11 protein-coding genes are annotated in these 16,580 nt (G+C 63.4%); 1 reads left to right on the plus strand and 10 read right to left on the minus strand.

Annotated features, from left to right (window positions below; genetic code table 11):
• Positions 1 to 17 precede the first annotated feature (17 nt).
• Together G3N95_RS14490 and G3N95_RS14495 are read right to left on the minus strand one after the other, a co-directional pair.
• Entirely contained in the window at positions 18 to 3,140 is a 3,123-nt protein-coding gene (locus tag G3N95_RS14490; protein ID WP_205970758.1) for an EAL domain-containing protein, read from the minus strand.
• A gap of 181 nt (positions 3,141 to 3,321) precedes the next feature.
• Positions 3,322 to 3,798, minus strand: a complete 477-nt coding sequence (locus G3N95_RS14495) for a nitrate reductase associated protein (protein WP_205970759.1) — start codon at positions 3,796 to 3,798, stop codon at positions 3,322 to 3,324.
• A 117-nt stretch (positions 3,799 to 3,915) separates the two neighbouring features.
• Between G3N95_RS14495 and fdhD the strand changes: the two genes are divergently transcribed.
• On the plus strand, positions 3,916 to 4,737 hold the full coding sequence (gene fdhD, locus G3N95_RS14500) for a formate dehydrogenase accessory sulfurtransferase FdhD (protein ID WP_205970760.1): 822 nt from the start codon (positions 3,916 to 3,918) through the stop codon (positions 4,735 to 4,737).
• Positions 4,738 to 4,755: 18 nt separating this feature from the next.
• On the opposite strand, the gene G3N95_RS14505 is transcribed toward fdhD, so the two are convergent.
• The 8 genes from G3N95_RS14505 to aspS form a co-directional block, all read right to left on the minus strand.
• Positions 4,756 to 5,520 carry an enoyl-CoA hydratase gene (locus tag G3N95_RS14505; RefSeq protein WP_205970761.1) on the minus strand — a complete coding sequence of 255 codons (765 nt, stop codon included), beginning with the start codon at positions 5,518 to 5,520 and terminating at the stop codon, positions 4,756 to 4,758.
• 767 nt (positions 5,521 to 6,287) lie between these two features.
• Positions 6,288 to 7,487 carry an acetyl-CoA C-acyltransferase gene (locus G3N95_RS14510; RefSeq protein WP_205970762.1) on the minus strand — a complete coding sequence of 400 codons (1,200 nt, stop codon included), beginning with the start codon at positions 7,485 to 7,487 and terminating at the stop codon, positions 6,288 to 6,290.
• A gap of 11 nt (positions 7,488 to 7,498) precedes the next feature.
• On the minus strand, positions 7,499 to 9,934 hold the full coding sequence (locus G3N95_RS14515; RefSeq protein ID WP_205970763.1) for a 3-hydroxyacyl-CoA dehydrogenase/enoyl-CoA hydratase family protein: 2,436 nt from the start codon (positions 9,932 to 9,934) through the stop codon (positions 7,499 to 7,501).
• Positions 9,935 to 10,058: 124 nt separating this feature from the next.
• Positions 10,059 to 11,846 (minus strand): acyl-CoA dehydrogenase C-terminal domain-containing protein, encoded by a 1,788-nt coding sequence (locus tag G3N95_RS14520; RefSeq protein ID WP_205970764.1) that lies wholly within the window; start codon positions 11,844 to 11,846, stop codon positions 10,059 to 10,061.
• A 94-nt stretch (positions 11,847 to 11,940) separates the two neighbouring features.
• On the minus strand, positions 11,941 to 12,546 hold the full coding sequence (locus tag G3N95_RS14525) for a TetR/AcrR family transcriptional regulator (RefSeq protein ID WP_205970765.1): 606 nt from the start codon (positions 12,544 to 12,546) through the stop codon (positions 11,941 to 11,943).
• A 238-nt stretch (positions 12,547 to 12,784) separates the two neighbouring features.
• On the minus strand, positions 12,785 to 14,065 hold the full coding sequence (gene clsB, locus G3N95_RS14530; RefSeq protein WP_205970766.1) for a cardiolipin synthase ClsB: 1,281 nt from the start codon (positions 14,063 to 14,065) through the stop codon (positions 12,785 to 12,787).
• Positions 14,062 to 14,538, minus strand: coding sequence for a dihydroneopterin triphosphate diphosphatase (nudB, locus tag G3N95_RS14535; RefSeq protein WP_205970767.1), 477 nt, complete (start codon positions 14,536 to 14,538; stop codon positions 14,062 to 14,064). The genes clsB and nudB overlap by 4 nt, the downstream gene beginning before the upstream one ends.
• 171 nt (positions 14,539 to 14,709) lie before the next feature.
• Complete coding sequence (gene aspS / locus G3N95_RS14540; RefSeq protein WP_205970768.1) at positions 14,710 to 16,509, minus strand: aspartate--tRNA ligase; 1,800 nt, start codon at positions 16,507 to 16,509, stop codon at positions 14,710 to 14,712.
• Positions 16,510 to 16,580 lie beyond the last annotated feature (71 nt).

The following is a 16,580-nucleotide window of genomic DNA, read 5'->3' on the forward strand; positions in this document are numbered from 1 at the left end:
ACGGGTAAGTCCGGCGCTCAGGCGTCCGCCGTCTCCATTGCCGCACTTTCCGCGCCACGCTGCAGCATGCCGGGAATCGCATGGTGCGGCAGCGGCTTCGCGAAGAAATAGCCCTGCATCTCGTCGCACGCGCGCTCCTTCAGGAAGTCGAGTTGCGTCGACGTCTCCACGCCTTCCGCGATCACCTGGAGATTCAGCGAGTGGGCGAGCGCGATGATCGCGGACGTGATCGTCTCGTCATCTGACGATTCGCCGATATCCGACACAAACGATCTGTCGATCTTCAAGCGGTCCACCGGAAAGCGCTTCAGGTAGCTCAGGCTCGAATAGCCCGTGCCGAAGTCGTCGATCGCGAGGCCGATGCCGAGCGCGTGCAACTCGTTGAGCATCGACACGGCTTCTTCCGCGTTGCGCATGATGGTGCTCTCAGTCAGTTCGAGTTCCAGGTATTGCGGATCGAGGCCGGTTTCCTCCAGCACCTGCATCACGAGCTTCGCGATATCGCGCTGCTGGAACTGTCTCGCTGACAGGTTCACCGACACACGCGCAGGCGGCAGACCTTCGTCCTGCCACGCCTTGTTCTGTCGGCACGCTTCGCGCAGCACCCATTCCGACAGCGGCCCGATCAGCCCGCTTTCCTCGGCCACGGGGATGAACTGCGACGGCGGAATCAGGCCCACTTCGGGATCGTGCCAACGCACGAGCGCTTCCATGCCGACCACCTGGCCGGTTTCGATATCCACCTGAGGCTGGTAGTGCAACAGGAATTCGTTGTCACGCAGCGCGCGGCGCAAGCGCCGCTCCAGGTTCAGCCGCGCGCCCGCCGACACGTTCATCTCCGGCTGATAGAACTGGAACGTGTTGCGGCCCATGTCCTTGGCGCGGTACATCGCGAGATCGGCCTTCTTCATCAGCGTTTCGGCGTCGTCGCCGTCCTGCGGGAAGAGGCTCGCGCCCATGCTGCAGCCGACGTACAGCTCCGTGCCGTCGAGCCACACCGGTTCCGAAATCGACGCGCGCACGCGCTCCATCCACGCGATCAGCGACTGCTCGTCGACGGTATCCGTCATCACGATCACGAACTCGTCGCCGCCATGACGCGCAACGGTGTCGCTGGCCCGCGCGCAACGCGCGAGACGATCCGCGACCACCGACAGCAGCCGGTCGCCCACGCTATGACCCAAGCTGTCGTTGACGTTCTTGAAGCCGTCGAGATCGATGAACACGACGGCGACGCCCTTGTGATGCCGCTGCGAAACGATCAGCGCATGCTGCAAGCGGTCGCGCAGCAGGTTGCGGTTCGGCAGACGCGTGAGGCTGTCGTAGTTCGCCTGATATTCGAGCTGTTCCTGATAGCGGATCAGCGCAGTCACGTCGTTGATGACAGCGATGTGGTGCGTGGTCTGTCCGTCGGCATCAGGCACGGGCGCGATATACAGCTGATTCCAGAACAGCGCACCGTCCTTGCGGTAATTGCGCAGCACCGCGCTCACTTCGCGGTTCGCCGCGAGCGCCTGACGGATCGCCGCAATGCCTTCCTGATCGCGGTCGTCGCGCTGCAGCAGACGGCAGTCCTGGCCGATCACTTCCTGCGGATCGTAACCCGTGATGCGCTTGAACGCCGGGTTCACGTATTCGATCAGATTGCCGTCCTTCGAAGGCCCCGTGATCAGGATCGCGTTGACGCTCGCATCGAGCGCGCGGCTTTGCAGGCGCAGCGCGAGATCGGCGCGCTTGCGCTCGGTGATGTCGGTGTACGAACCGAGCACGCCGATCACGCGACCGTCGCTGTCGGTGAACGGCAGCTTGCTCGTGACCGTCGTGCGATGCACGCCGTCGATCACCAGGTCGGTTTCGTAGTTCATCTTCGGCACGCCGGACACCATGACCTCGGTATCCTGGCGGCCCAGCGGATCGGCGAATGCGCGCCACGGCATGTCCTCGTCGCGCTTGCCGATCACCTGCTCCGGATAGGCAAGGCCCGCGTCGCGCGCGAACGCCATGTTGCAGCCGAGATAGCGCAGTTCCTTGTCCTTCCAGAAAATGCGCTGCGGAATATTGTCGATCACCGTTTCCAGCATCTGGTTGGAACGCTGCGCTTCGGCTTCCGCGTTGATCTGCTCGGTGACGTCGTCGGCGAGCACGAACAGGGAGGGCCGGCCCATGAAGGTCATCGCGTGATACGAGATGTCGGCGCTGATCTGGGAGCCGTCCTTGCGCCGGTGATGCCAGACGCCCGCCATCGTGCGCGGCCCGCCGGGCGTCACGTCGCTGCGCTGCAAGTGCGTTTCGAGCCGCGCGACTTCGGAGTGCGGGCGGATCGCGCGCACCGTCATCGCCAGAAACTCGTTCTCCGAGTAGCCGTATTGCTGGACGGCCGCGGTGTTCACGGCGAGAAAACGCAACGTGTCGCGATCGAAGATATACATCGGCACAGGATGCTGCTCGAACAACCCGCGAAAGCGCTCGTCGTTCCGGTGCAGCGCCTTGGCGATGCGCAGCTTCTCCCGCGCGACGTTTTCCCGCGCGCCAAACGTGTAGATGAGGAGCCCGCTGCCAGCGAGCATCGTGACGACGAGAAACAGCATCGCGTAGCGCGAGTCGCGCATCGACGCGTCGAGCGCCGCCTTCAGCGCGCGGTCTTCCTGCGCGCGCAGCTGATCCATGTGCGCTTCGAGGCGGTCGATGTCCATGCCGAGCCGCGTATAGGTCTGCGCGGCCCAGGCACGCGAGGCGTCCTGCTCGGGGGCCGTGGTTTTCGCGAGGGCGACCGCGATGTCCTGCTGCAGGCGGTTGCCATTGACCGTGAGCTCGTCGAGCGCGCCGCCGACGCCCGGCTGGCCCGCAAGCTGCTGATGCAGCGCCCGGTCGATCTGCGCGAGCGACGCGGACATATTCGTCACCGCATTCCCCGGGGCTGGCTCAGCCGACGCCTCGTAGCGCCCGAGCACGTCGAGACCGTCCTCGAGCGTCGAGCGATAGGCTTCCAGGTTCTGACGGATGGCCGTCGAACGGGCCGTGCGCGCATCGGCGTCGCGCTGTCCGCAAATCTGCGTGTACGCGACGAACGCGTTCGCGCCGACGGCAGCCGCGACGACGGCCAGATTGATCAGCAGCCGCTTCGATAGAAAAGAGATCATAGGTTCCGAACGTCGTTCGATCCTGCAGGCGGGGCGCGCGACAAAGCCGTTTACGGGGCGGCGCACGCGCGACGCGATCGAAACAGGCGCTGCCGGGCGCAGCGCTTTACGCGCCAACCTTTGGATAACGGCAGCGTTCGGAAGAGATTGAGGGTAAAACCGAAAAAATCTTGCGCCCGATTCAGCCTGCGAGCCCGAATTCCTTCATCGCCGGCACGAAATCGTGGTTGCTCGCCGCCTTGCGCGACAGTTTCGCGAGCACGTAACGCTGAAACGGCGCCAGTTGCGCCCATTGCGCCGCGCTCGGGGCAGCGAGATCCGCAAGCTCCGCCTGGTTCAGCACGGTCTCCGGCACGACTGCCGTGTCCCGCCATGCCGGGTTATCCTCGGGCGTAAACCATTCGGGCTCGACGTTCGCGTGCGTGCGCATCATCTCGAACAGGGCATGATCGAAGTTCGGCTCGATCGCCGTGTCGTCCTCGACGGGAAAGCGCGCCAGCAGCGCGCGGTCTTCGTGCGGCAGCATCTGCCATTGTTCGAGCGAAATCCGCAGCCCGAAACGGTCGAGATTGAATCGAACGACCATCGGGATATATTTCAAATTCTCTGAAGATTCAATCTCGAAGTTGAACAGCAGGGGCGCATCATTGAGTCCCATGACAGATTCCTCTTATTCGGCGGCCAACGCGCTATGCCGGTCTGAGGTATTTTAGAACCTTATTCGCGGCATGGCGGCCTTGGGGCCGGGTCGCTCCATTAGTGCAGGAGTCAGCAGGTGAACGAACTGGATACGGGCGAACAGCCGGGCATCGTCGAGCAGGCGGTGCGCCGTCACCGCGGCGGCGCGGTCGAAAGCGTCGCCGATCATGTCGGCCAGGAATGGCCTGTCGCGCTCGTCTTCAACGGCATTTCGCATGCGGTGATGATGTGTACGCCGCGCGATCTGGAAGAGTTCGCGGTCGGCTTTGCGATTTCGGAAGGGATCGTCGAGCGCGGCGCGCACATTCAGGACATCGAGGTCGAGTTCCGCGACGGCAAGTTGCCGCATGCTGAAGTGCAGTTGACCGTCGTGCAGCAGGCGTTCGCCGCCTTGAAGGAAAAGCGCCGCGCGCTGTCGGGACGCACGGGCTGTGGCGTGTGCGGGATCGAGAGCATCGACCTGCTCGATCTGGCGCCGGAACGCGTGCCCGACACCGGCTTCCTGGCGCGCCTCGCGCCCGATGCTATCGCCCGAGCCGCGAGGGAACTGCCCGCGCACCAGGCGCTCACGAAGATGACGGGTGGCCTGCACGCGGCCGCGTGGTGCGACGCGACGGGCGCGATCCGTTATGCGTTCGAGGACGTCGGCCGTCACAACGCACTCGACAAGCTGATCGGGCGTCTGTCGCTGGACCGCGTCGACACGCGGGACGGATTCGTTTTCCTGTCGAGCCGCGCGAGCTACGAGCTGGTGCGCAAGGCGGCGCGAGTCGACATTCCGATGGTCGCGACGATTTCGGCACCGTCGTCGCTGGCCATCACGATTGCGCGCGAAGCAGGTGTGAGGCTGGTGAGCTTCTGCCGCGAGTCGAGTTACGTCGATTACGACACCGTCTGACGCCTGCTTCTTTCACGTTCAGCTGAACTGGCGGAAGTCGGGCTTGCGCTTCTCGAAGAACGCCTTGAACGCTTCCTTCGCCTCGGGCGCGAGCAGCATCTTTGCGAAGTGCACGGCTTCGTCGGTCATTTGGGTCTGGATTTCGTGCTGCGCGGCGCGCTTCATCATTTGCTTGGTGAGGCGCAGCGACGAAGCAGGCAGTGCTGCGAGCTTCTGCGCCTGCTGGAGCGCGAACGCATCGACTTCGGCGGCGGGCAGCAGACGGTTCACGAAGCCCATGCGATGCGCTTCTTTCGCGTCGAACGGTTCGCCGAGCATCAGCTTTTCGGCCGCCGCCTGATAGCCGGCCACGCGCTGCAACAGCAGTGACGACGCGGCTTCCGGGCACAGGCCGAGTTGCGAGAAAGGCAGCGAGAACGTCGCGGTGTCGGCAGCGTAGACGAGATCGCAATGCAGGAGCAGCGTCGTGCCGATGCCGACGGCGGCACCCGCCACCGATGCCACCAGAGGCTTCTCCGCCGAACTGATTGCGCGCAGGAACTGGAACACGGGTGCGTCTTCGCCGACGGGCGGCTGCTTCATGAAATCTTCGAGATCGTTGCCAGCGCTGAAAATGCCCGCGCTTCCGCGGATGAGCACCGCACGGATGGCGGTGTCCGTTTGCGCTTCGACCAGCGCGTCGGCCATCGTCTGGTACATCGCCGCCGTGATCGCGTTTTTCTTTTCCGCGCGGTTGAAGGCGATCGTTAGCACGTCGTGCGTGCGGGTTAGTTCGATTTCCACTGTTTGTCTCCTTCCAGGTTGCTGCTTTCCGCGAAGCGGGTGATTTGCCTGCGGCGCGGCTTTGCCGGGTTTTTCTGCGCTGGCATCCGCGCTTTCGTAGTGGTTGTTCATGCGTTGCCCCTGTGCGGGGCGGCACCTACTTTTCTTTGCAGCGGCAAAGAAAAGTAGGCAAAAGAAAGCCGCTCACACCGCTAGCTTTTGTACTTGCCTGCGGGCCCCCTACGGGTCCCGCACTCCACACGGCAACACATCGTTTTGCGCCCGTTGCCAGCGCCTTGAGCAGGCTCATCACCCACTCCAATCACCCGCAGGCAGCCAGCGGCAGCGACTCGTCTGCGCCGCCCAGGTGGCAAACTGTGTGTAGCTTGTCGCGCCATATGCGTTGACGATCCTACGACACCGATCCGCTTTTCAGTCCGGAGTGGTGCATCTACGTCGAGACGGCCTACACACAGTTTGCCACCTGGGCGGCCGTCGACTCCTGGTAACGCGGTCCGTGACGCGGGAATGTGAAGCGGGTGATGCGTGAGTTAGCACGCTGGCAACGCGCGCAAGCAGGCGCGTTGCCGCGCGGAGCGTAAGAACTGTTGGGGGCCCGCAGGCAACAACTAGCACTGGCGGTGTGAGCCCGCTTTCTTTGCTTACTTTCTTTGCGGCGGCAAAGAAAGTAAGTGCCGCCCCGCACAGGGGCAACGCATGAAGCAAGACAACATAACGCGGATGCCCGCGAAGAAAAAAACGGCAAAGCCGCGCCGCAGGCAAAAACCTTAAACCCGCTCAATAATCCCAGCGGCACCCATGCCGGTCCCCACACACATAGTGACCATCCCGTACTTCAAATTCCTGCGCCGCAGGCCATGAACAACGGTTGCAGCACGAATCGCACCCGTCGCCCCGAGCGGGTGACCCAACGCGATAGCGCCGCCAAGCGGATTGACCTTGGACACATCGAGCCCAAGATCGTTAATAACCGCCAGCGACTGTGCGGCAAACGCCTCATTGAGTTCGATCCAGTCGATATCGTCCTGCTTCAGACCCGCTGCCTTCAGCGCAGCCGGAATCGCTTCCTTGGGCCCGATGCCCATGATCTCCGGCGGCACCCCACGCACGGCGAAACTCACGAATCGAGCCAGCGGCGTCAGATTGAACTGCTTGAGAATCTTCTCCGACACGACGATCAACGCGCCCGCGCCATCCGACGTCTGCGAGCTGTTACCCGCCGTCACCGTGCCCTTGTTCGCAAACACGGTGCGCAACTTCGCCAGCCCTTCCATCGACGTGTCCGCGCGCGGACCTTCATCGAGCGCCACCTCACGCGTCTTCACGCGCACTTCGCCCGTCGCGAGATCGGGGAAACGCTCGGTGATCGTGTACGGTGCGATCTCGTCGGCAAACTCGCCCGCCTGTTGCGCGGCAAACGCCTTGCGGTGCGATTCGACCGAAAACTGATCCTGCTGTTCGCGGCTCACCTTCCAGCGCTCGGCGACCTTCTCGGCCGTCAGACCCATCCCGTACGCGATGCCGACGTCCTCATTGCGATCGAAGATATGCGGCGACAGCGACGGCTTGTTGCCCATCATCGGCACCATGCTCATCGATTCGCAGCCGCCCGCGATCATCACATCCGATTCGCCGACGCGAATGCGATCCGCCGCCATCGCGAGCGCCGTCACGCCCGACGCGCAGAAGCGGTTCACCGTCACGCCGCCGACGGTGCTCGGCAGACCGGCGAGCAGCGCGCCCATCCGCGCGACGTTCAGGCCCTGCTCGGCTTCGGGAATCGCACAGCCGATGATCGCGTCTTCGATCAACGATGTATCGAGACCGGGCACCTGCGCCACAGCCGACTTGATCGCGTGCACCAGCAGTTCGTCCGGGCGCGTGTTCCGGAACATGCCGCGCGGCGCCTTGCCGATCGGCGTGCGGCTCGCGGCAACGATATATGCGTCCTGCAATTGCTTTGTCATTTGAGGCTCCCTCAGTTGCGCACCGGCTTACCCGTTTGCAGCATGCCCATGATCCGTTCCTGCGTCTTCTGCGTGCCGAGCAACTCGACGAACGCACGACGCTCCAGCGCCAGCAGCCATTCCTCATCGACGAGACTGCCCGCTTCGACGTCGCCGCCACACACCGCTTCCGCGATGCGGCTCGCGATCAGGTAGTCGTGGTCGCTGATGAAGCGGCCGTCGCGCATGTTGACGAGCGATGCCTTGATCGTCGAAATCGCCGAGCGTCCCGCGACGGGCACCTGCGTCACGCGCAGCGGCGCGCGATACCCCGCGGCGGCCAGCGCGCGGGCTTCCTTCTTCGCGGTGTCGAGCAGTTCGAAGACGTTGAAGACGATCGTGTCCGACGGCTTCAGATAGCCCATCGCACGGGCATCGAGCGCGGATGCCGAGACCTTCGCCATCGCCGCGTTCTCGAACGACTTCTGCACGAACTTGAGCAGATCGTTCGTTGCGCCGACTTGCGTCGCGGCTTCGGCGGCACGCAATGCGGCTTCCTTCAGACCGCCGCCCGCCGGCACGAGACCGACGCCCACTTCGACGAGACCGATATAGCTCTCGATGTGCGCGACGCGCTTCGCGCTATGCAGCAGCAGTTCGCACCCGCCGCCGAGCGCAATGCCCGACACGGCCGCAACCACGGGCACGTTCGAATACTTCACGCGCAGCATGCCCTGCTGAAACTTCTTCACGAACGGCTCGATGCCCTTCGCGCCGCCCATCATGAACGCGGGCATCGCCTCTTCGAGATTCGCACCCGCCGAGAACGGGCCGCCCGGCGCGCCGAGCTTGAGCGACGTCGGCTGCCAGATCACGACGGCCTTGTAGTCCTTCTCGGCCGTATCGATTGCCTTCTCGATGCCGTCGATCACCGACGGTCCGATCGTGTTCATCTTGCTCTTGAACGACACGATCAGCACGTCGTTCTCGCCCGCGCGATCGTCGACCCATGCGCGCACGGCGTCCGTTTCGAACACGGTCTTGCCGTAGGTCTTCGGATCGGCGCCCGTCTCGCCTGCGAGCGGGGCGCGGAACACCTGCCTGTCATACACGGACAGCGACGAGCGCGGCACGAAGCGCTTCTCAGCCGGCGACCACGAGCCTTCGTTCGTATGCACGCCGCCCTTCTCCGCAACGGCGCCTTCGAGCACCCACGCAGGCAGCGGCGCGTTCGACAGCGCCTTGCCTGCCGCGATGTCTTCCTGCACCCACTCGGCGATCTGCTTCCAGCCCGCCGTCTGCCAGCCCTCGAACGGACCTTCGTTCCAGCCGAAGCCCCAGCGGATCGCGAGATCGACATCGCGCGCGTTGTCGGCGATCGACTCCAGATGCACGCCGATGTAATGGAACACGTCGCGGAAGATCGCCCACAGGAACTGCGCTTGAGGATGCTGCGATTCGCGCAACAGCTTCAGACGCTCGGCGGGCGGACGCTTCAGAATGCGGCCGACCAGTTCGTCCGCCTTCGCGCCGCCGTCGACGTAGCTGCCCGACTTCGCGTCGAGCACCTTGATCGCCTTGCCTTCCTTCTTGTAGAAGCCCGCGCCCGTCTTCTGTCCGAGCGCGCCTTGCTGCACGAGTCCGGCAAGCACGGCGGGCGTTTCGTAGACGGCGAAGAACGGATCGCCGGCGAGGTTGTCCTGCATCGTCTTGATCACATGCGCCATCGTGTCGAGACCGACCACGTCCGCCGTGCGGAACGTCGCCGACTTCGCGCGGCCCAGACGGCTGCCCGTCAGATCGTCGACTTCATCGAAGCGCAGGCCGAATTTCTCTGCTTCCTTGATGACGGCGAGGATCGAGAAAATGCCGACGCGGTTCGCGATGAAGTTCGGCGTGTCCTTCGCGCGGACGACGCCCTTGCCGACCACGCTCGTCAGGAACGTTTCGAGTTGATCGAGGATTTCCGGGCGCGTCGTCGCGGTCGGGATCAGTTCGACCAGATGCATGTAGCGCGGCGGATTGAAGAAGTGCACGCCGCAGAAGCGTGCCTTCAGTTCGTCGGAGAAACCCTTCGAGAGTTCGGTGATCGACAGGCCCGACGTGTTCGTCGCGAAGATCGCGTTCGCGCCGATGTGCGGCGAAACCTTCTTGTACAGATCGTGCTTCCAGTCCATGCGCTCGGCGATCGCTTCGATCACCACATCACATTCGGCGAGCTTTTCGATGTCGTCGTCGTAGTTGGCGGGCTGGATGTATTGCGCGTCGTCCTTCACGCCGAATGGCGCGGGCGACAGCTTCTTGAGGTTCTCGATCGCCTTCAGCGCGATGCCGTTCTTCGGGCCTTCCTTTGCGGGCAGGTCGAACAGCAGCACGGGCACCTTGGCGTTGATCAGGTGCGCAGCGATCTGCGCGCCCATCACGCCGGCGCCGAGCACGGCGACCTTGCGAATGATCAGATTGCTCACGTCGTTCCTCCGGGGCGTTATGCGGTGTCGCGAGTCGCCGCGCGCGGGCTAAGACGAGCGGCGCGCGGCATGGGTGTGTGAGAGCGTGGGCGGCGCATGGCACGCATGCGCCGCTTTCGATGGCTTAGAACAGCGCTTCGTCGATTTCCATCAACGTCTTCGAGCCGGCGCGCGCGGCGCGGATCGTCGAGGCCGTTTCGGGCAGCAGCTTCGCGAAGTAGAAGCGTGCCGTGGCGAGCTTCGACTTGTAGAACGGATCGCCGGAAGCTTCGTTGTCGAGCGCGATGCGCGCCATGCGGGCCCAGAAGTACGAGAACACCAGATGGCCGACGGTGCGCAGATACGGCACGGCTGCCGCGCCGACTTCGTCCGGGTTCTGCATGGCCTTCATGCCGATTTCCATCGTCAGCTTCTGCACCTTGTCGCCGATATCCGCAAGCGGATTGACGAACTCCTGCATCTCCGGCTTGATCCCTTCTTCCTCGACGAAATCCGTCACCAGCTTGCCGAACTTCTTCAGCTTCGCGCCCATGTCGCCGAGCACCTTGCGGCCCAGCAGATCGAGCGACTGAATCGAGTTCGTGCCTTCGTAGATCATGTTGATGCGTGCGTCGCGCACGTACTGCTCCATGCCCCATTCAGCGATGAAGCCATGGCCGCCGTAGATCTGCATCGCCATGTTCGTGCCTTCGAACGCGTTGTCCGTCAGGAACGCCTTGATGATCGGCGTGAGCAGCGCGACGAGGTCGGCGGCATCCTTGCGCACGGCTTCGTCGGCGTGCGACAGCTCCTTGTCGATATGCAGCGCCGACCAGTATGTGAAGGCGCGTGCGCCTTCCGCATAAGCCTTCTGCGTGAGCAGCATGCGGCGCACGTCGGGATGCACGATGATCGGGTCGGCCGCCTTTTCAGGCGCCTTCGGGCCCGTCAGCGAGCGCATCTGCAGACGCTCCTTCGCATAGACGAGCGAGTTCTGATACGCGACTTCCGTCAGGCCGAGGCCCTGCATGCCGACGCCCAGACGCGCCGCGTTCATCATCACGAACATCGCGTTGAGGCCCTTGTTCGGCTCGCCGACGAGCCAGCCCTTCGCGTTGTCGAGATTGATCACGCACGTCGCGTTGCCGTGAATGCCCATCTTGTGTTCGATCGAACCGCACTTCACGCCGTTGCGCTCGCCGGGGTTGCCGCTTGCATCGGGGATGAACTTGGGCACGACGAACAGCGAAATGCCCTTCGTGCCTTGCGGCGCATCCGGCAGACGCGCGAGCACGAGGTGAACGATGTTGTCGGCGAGATCGTGCTCGCCGCTGGAGATGAAAATCTTCGTGCCGCTGATCGCGTACGAGCCGTCGCTGTTCGGCTCGGCCTTCGTGCGCAGGATGCCGAGGTCGGTGCCGCAATGCGGCTCGGTCAGGCACATCGTGCCCGTCCATTCGCCCGACACGAGCTTCGGCAGATACGCCTGCTGCAGCTCCGGCGTGCCGTGCGCGTGCAGACACTCGTAAGCGCCGTGCGACAGGCCGGGGTACATCGTCCAGGCCTGGTTCGCCGAGTTCAGCATCTCGTACAGCGCGTTGTTGACGAACGCGGGCAGGCCCTGGCCGCCGTAGTCGGGATCGCAGCCGAGCGCGGGCCAGCCCGCCTCGACGTATTGTTTATAGGCTTCCTTGAAGCCCTTCGGCGTGGTGACGACGCCATCGCCTTCGTATGTGCAGCCCTCCTGGTCGCCGCTCTGGTTCAGCGGGAACAGCACTTCCGAGCAGAACTTGCCGGCTTCCTCGAGCACCTGGTTGATCGTGTCGGCATCGAGATCGGCGTGCTTAGGCATCTGTTTGATCTCGGCTTCGACGTTCAGCAGCTCGTGCAATACGAATTGCATGTCGCGCAACGGCGCGGCGTACTGTCCCATGAGTCTCTCCAATCAATCCAAAGGTGTCGGCTCGAGCCCCGCTGCCAGCCTCCCCGCCGTCTGGATCCATCCGATGAGGACCCCGTCAGCCTCGCTAGCGGCTTGTGCTCTCGCTCTGATACGAAACAATCAGTTTTTCCAGTGCGGCCCACGTAAGGCGCACGGCATCGGGCAGATGCAGGAAGCGTGCGTCATGATGCAGGCCGAGCGTGAAGCTATACAGTTCGAAAAGCATCAGTTGCGGATCGGTGTCCGCGCGCAGATGCCCTTCTGCCATCGCCTGCGAAATGGCTCGCGTGAGCGCCGCGCGCCACATCGTGACGCTCGCGACGAGCTGCTCGCGCACCGCGCTCTCCGCGCGATCGTCATACTCGACCGCGCCGCTGATGTAGATGCACCCGGTCGTCACCTCCTGGATGCGCTTCTCGATCCAGCGCGAGATCATCGCGCGCAAGCGCGGCAAGCCACGGGGCTCGCGCAGACTCGGGAAGAACACCTCGTCCTCGAAGCGACGGTGATATTCGCGCACCACTTCGACCTGCAGGTCTTCGCGCGACCCGAAATGCGCGAACACTCCGCTCTTGCTCATCTGCATGCGCTCGGCGAGCAGACCGATCGTCAGACCTTCCAGTCCGTCGCGGCTTGCCAGATCGAGTGCTGCATCGAGAATCGCGGCTCGCGTTTGTTCGCCTTTTCGCATAGCTGTGTACCGTCTGATTTGATCGAAAGAAAAATCGAACGGTCGTACCATTATTGAGGGCGACCGTCCGCGAAACAAGAAATTTATTAGAAACGGGTTTCTAACCAGGATTTGATTTTCCGTCATTCGCCAATCAGACGATGCGGAATTTTTAGAATCATTTGCCAGAAATGCGCAAGGTTGTCTCCGAATTTTGATTGTTATGACTGGATTTCGTCTGCGTTATTCGGTCAGCTTCTTAATCGTAGCCGCCGACGGTCAGCAATTTCATCGCGAGCCGATAGGTGTTGTACGCGATCCAGTTCAGAGCGCGCTCGCCTGCGGGACGCGACTCGTAGTGTTTTTCGTCGATACGGCGCGACTCGTCGAAGGCGGCCAGAATCGAATTGCGCAACTGATCGATCTCCGGATGCAGCACGAGCACGACATTGGCCTCGTTGTTCAGCATCAGGCTCAAGGCGTCGAGATTCGACGAGCCGACCGTGCCCCAGTTCGAATCGACGACGGCGACCTTGCCGTGCAGCATGGTCTTCTCGTACTCGGCGATCTTCACGCCCGCTTTGAGCAGCTGGCGATACAGGAACGGCACCGCGTAGTCCAGCACGGCGAATTCCTTTCTGCCGATCACGAGCCGCACGTCGACGCCGCGCTGCGCCGCCAGCATCAGCGCCCGCCGGAGCTTGCGCCCTGGCATGAAGTACGGATTGGCGAGCAGCACTTCGGAGCGCGCCTGACCGATCGCGGTCAGATACGCTTTTTCGATCGCGCGACGGTTGACGAAGTTGTCGCGCGCGACGAACGCGATGCAGGGCTCGGCCATCGCGCGCATGTCCGCGCTTCGTCCGCTGGTCGTCGTGCCCGCGCTACGCCGCGCGCGCACGAAACGCGCGGTCGCGGCCTGCGGCGTCGACCCGCCGACGGCAGGCGGCGCGAGCGCCGGGCGGTGTCCGATGCGGATGCGCTCCCACTGCACGTCGATCGCTTCGAGCACGTCGGCCACGACTGGCCCATCCAGCTCGACGGCGAAATCCCAGCGCGCGTACGGCAGGCGCGTGCCGTTCTGATCGTAGTCGTCGACGACATTGATCCCGCCGCAATACGCGAACTCGCCATCGACGACGGCGAGCTTGCGGTGCGTGCGCGAGAAACCGAAACGGCCAAAGATATGAGGGTTGTAAATGCGATGCTCGATGCCCGCCGCCTGCCAGTCGTTGAACATCGGCAGACGCTCGGTGCCGATGCCGTCCGTGATCACGCGCACGTGCACGCCGCGCGAGGCGGCGCGGATCAGCGCGTCGGAGACGGGACGGCCCGCGGCGTCGTCGCAAAAGATGTAGGTTTCGAGCGCGACGTCATTCTGCGCGGCGTCGATGCGTTCGATCAGCGCGGCAAAGTACGTCTCGCCGGCCGTGAAGAGCCGCACCGTGTTGCCGGAACAAAAGCGATACCTGGACCAGTAGCGCCGGCCGGGCAGATGCTGAGTCAGCCGGTCGAAGCGGCGGCGGCCGCCGCCGCTCATCGGCGACGCTCCTTCACACACTGCGGCAGTTGCAGGATCGCGTCGCGGTTGGACCAGGAGAAGCAGCGCTCGGCGGCCTCCTGCCAGGGCAGCCACAGATGCGCGGTGTGTTCGAGCGGCGCGAGCGTCACTTCGAGGCGCTGCGGCACCTGCAGGCTGAACCAGTGCTCGGTGTTGTGTGTGACGCCGTCGTCATAGCGATGGCGCCACGTCGGGAAAATTTCGAACTCGATCTGATGATGCCAGTCGACGAGCGCCTCGCGCGGCACGAGTTCGCCGCCGACGATGATGCCCGTCTCTTCCGCCACTTCGCGGATCGCCGTTTCAACGAGCGGTTCGTCGATATGTTCCTTCGAACCCGTGACGGATTGCCAGAACGCTTCCCGGTCGGCTCGTTCGATGAGCAGCACGTCGAGTTCGGGCGTGTGGATGACGACGAGAACGGATTCCGGAATCTTCGGCGGTTTCGGCATGGTGATAAAGCGTGTACGACGTCGAGTCACGAACGACGCGATTGCATGTCGGACTGCGGAGCTTACAGCGACTTTATCGCAAAAAGCGAAAAAGGCGCATAACGCGCCTTTTTCGTTGGTTCTTTGCACACTCGCCACCACTTTGGCGGCGAGTGAAGCAGCGGGTCACATTTACGCCTTCTGCTCGGGCTGACGCAGGCGGATGTGCAGTTCGCGCAGTTGACGCTCGTCGACTTCGCTCGGCGCCTGCGTGAGCAGATCCTGTGCGCGTTGCGTCTTCGGGAACGCGATCACGTCGCGGATCGAGTCTGCGCCCGCCATCATCGTGACGATGCGGTCGAGACCGAAAGCGATACCGCCGTGCGGAGGCGCGCCGTACTGCAGCGCGTCCAGCAGGAAGCCGAACTTCAGGCGCGCTTCTTCCGCACCGATCTTCAGCGCGCGGAACACCTTGCTCTGCACGTCTTCCTGGAAGATACGCACCGAGCCGCCGCCGATTTCCCAGCCGTTCAGCACGATGTCATAAGCCTTCGCGAGACAGCGGCCCGGATCCGTTTCCAGATACTCGAGGTGCTCGTCCTTCGGGCTCGTGAACGGGTGGTGAGCGGCGACGTAGCGGTTTTCCTCTTCGTCGTATTCGAACATCGGGAAGTCGACGACCCACAGCGGCTTCCAGCCCGCTTCGACCAGACCGTTCGCCTTGCCGAATTCCGAATGGCCGATCTTCAGACGCAGCGCACCGAGGCTGTCGTTCACGACCTTCGCGCGGTCCGCCGCGAAGAAGATGATGTCGCCGTCTTGCGCGCCCGTGCGCTCGACGATCGCCGCGATGGCCGCGTCGTGCAGATTCTTGACGATCGGGCTTTGCAGACCGTCACGGCCCTTCGCCACTTCGTTGACCTTGATCCACGCGAGACCCTTCGCGCCGTAGATGCGCACGAATTCCGTGTAGCTGTCGATGTCGCCGCGCGAAAGCTCGCTGCCCTTCGGCACGCGCAGTGCCGCGACGCGGCCGTCCTTCGTGTTGGCGGGCGTGCTGAACACCTTGAAGTCGACGTCCTTCATCGCGTCCGTCAGTTCCGTGAATTCGAGCTTCACGCGCAGGTCGGGCTTGTCCGAACCGAAGCGGCGCATTGCTTCCGAATACGGCATCACGGCGAACTTCGGGTCGAGTTCGACGCCGATCGTTTCCTTGAACACATGACGCGTCATGTCTTCGAACAGATCGCGGATTTCCTGCTCGCCGAGGAACGACGTTTCGCAGTCGATCTGCGTGAATTCCGGCTGACGGTCGGCGCGCAGGTCTTCGTCGCGGAAGCACTTGGTGATCTGGTAGTAGCGGTCGAAGTTCGCGACCATCAGCAGCTGCTTGAAGAGCTGCGGCGACTGCGGCAACGCGAAGAACTGGCCGGCGTTCACACGCGACGGCACGAGGTAGTCGCGCGCGCCTTCCGGCGTGCTCTTGGTCAGCATCGGCGTTTCGATGTCGATGAAGCCGCGCGAGTCGAGATACTTGCGCACTTCCATCGCCACGCGATAGCGCAGACGCAGGTTGTGCTGCATCTGCGGACGGCGCAGATCCAGCACGCGATGCGTGAGGCGCGTGGTTTCCGACAGGTTGTCGTCGTCGAGCTGGAACGGCGGCGTCACCGACGCGTTCAGCACGGTCAGCTCGTGACACAGCACTTCGATCTTGCCGCTCTTCAGGCCGGCGTTGGTCGTGCCTTCCGGACGGTTGCGCACGACGCCCTTCACCTGCACGCAGAACTCGTTGCGCACGCCTTCAGCCGTCTTGAACATCTCTGCGCGATCCGGGTCGCAGACGACCTGAACGAGGCCTTCGCGGTCGCGCAGGTCGATGAAGATAACGCCGCCGTGGTCGCGGCGCCGGCTCACCCAGCCGCACAGCGACACGGTTTGACCCAGCAGGTGTTCGGTCACCAGACCGCAGTATTCAGATCTCATCGACATGATGTTTGTCTTTCGTTTTGCATTAGTTGAACGGCGCACGCCACACCATGTTGCGGGCGGCGCGAGCCGGC

It is taken from the genome of Paraburkholderia sp. Tr-20389, assembly GCF_017104565.1.
Classification (GTDB): Bacteria; Pseudomonadota; Gammaproteobacteria; order Burkholderiales; family Burkholderiaceae; genus Paraburkholderia.

What these genes read in the sequence shown, in the direction of transcription:
- G3N95_RS14490 (WP_205970758.1), bottom strand. Translation starts at nt 3,140, where the DNA reads ATGATCTCTTTTCTATCGAAGCGGCTGCTGATCAATCTGGCCGTCGTC.
- G3N95_RS14495 (WP_205970759.1), bottom strand. Translation starts at nt 3,798, where the DNA reads ATGGGACTCAATGATGCGCCCCTGCTGTTCAACTTCGAGATTGAATCT.
- G3N95_RS14510 (WP_205970762.1), bottom strand. Translation starts at nt 7,487, where the DNA reads ATGACAAAGCAATTGCAGGACGCATATATCGTTGCCGCGAGCCGCACG.
- G3N95_RS14520 (WP_205970764.1), bottom strand. Translation starts at nt 11,846, where the DNA reads ATGGGACAGTACGCCGCGCCGTTGCGCGACATGCAATTCGTATTGCAC.
- G3N95_RS14525 (WP_205970765.1), bottom strand. Translation starts at nt 12,546, where the DNA reads ATGCGAAAAGGCGAACAAACGCGAGCCGCGATTCTCGATGCAGCACTC.
- clsB (WP_205970766.1), bottom strand. Translation starts at nt 14,065, where the DNA reads ATGAGCGGCGGCGGCCGCCGCCGCTTCGACCGGCTGACTCAGCATCTG.
- nudB (WP_205970767.1), bottom strand. Translation starts at nt 14,538, where the DNA reads ATGCCGAAACCGCCGAAGATTCCGGAATCCGTTCTCGTCGTCATCCAC.
- aspS (WP_205970768.1), bottom strand. Translation starts at nt 16,509, where the DNA reads ATGTCGATGAGATCTGAATACTGCGGTCTGGTGACCGAACACCTGCTG.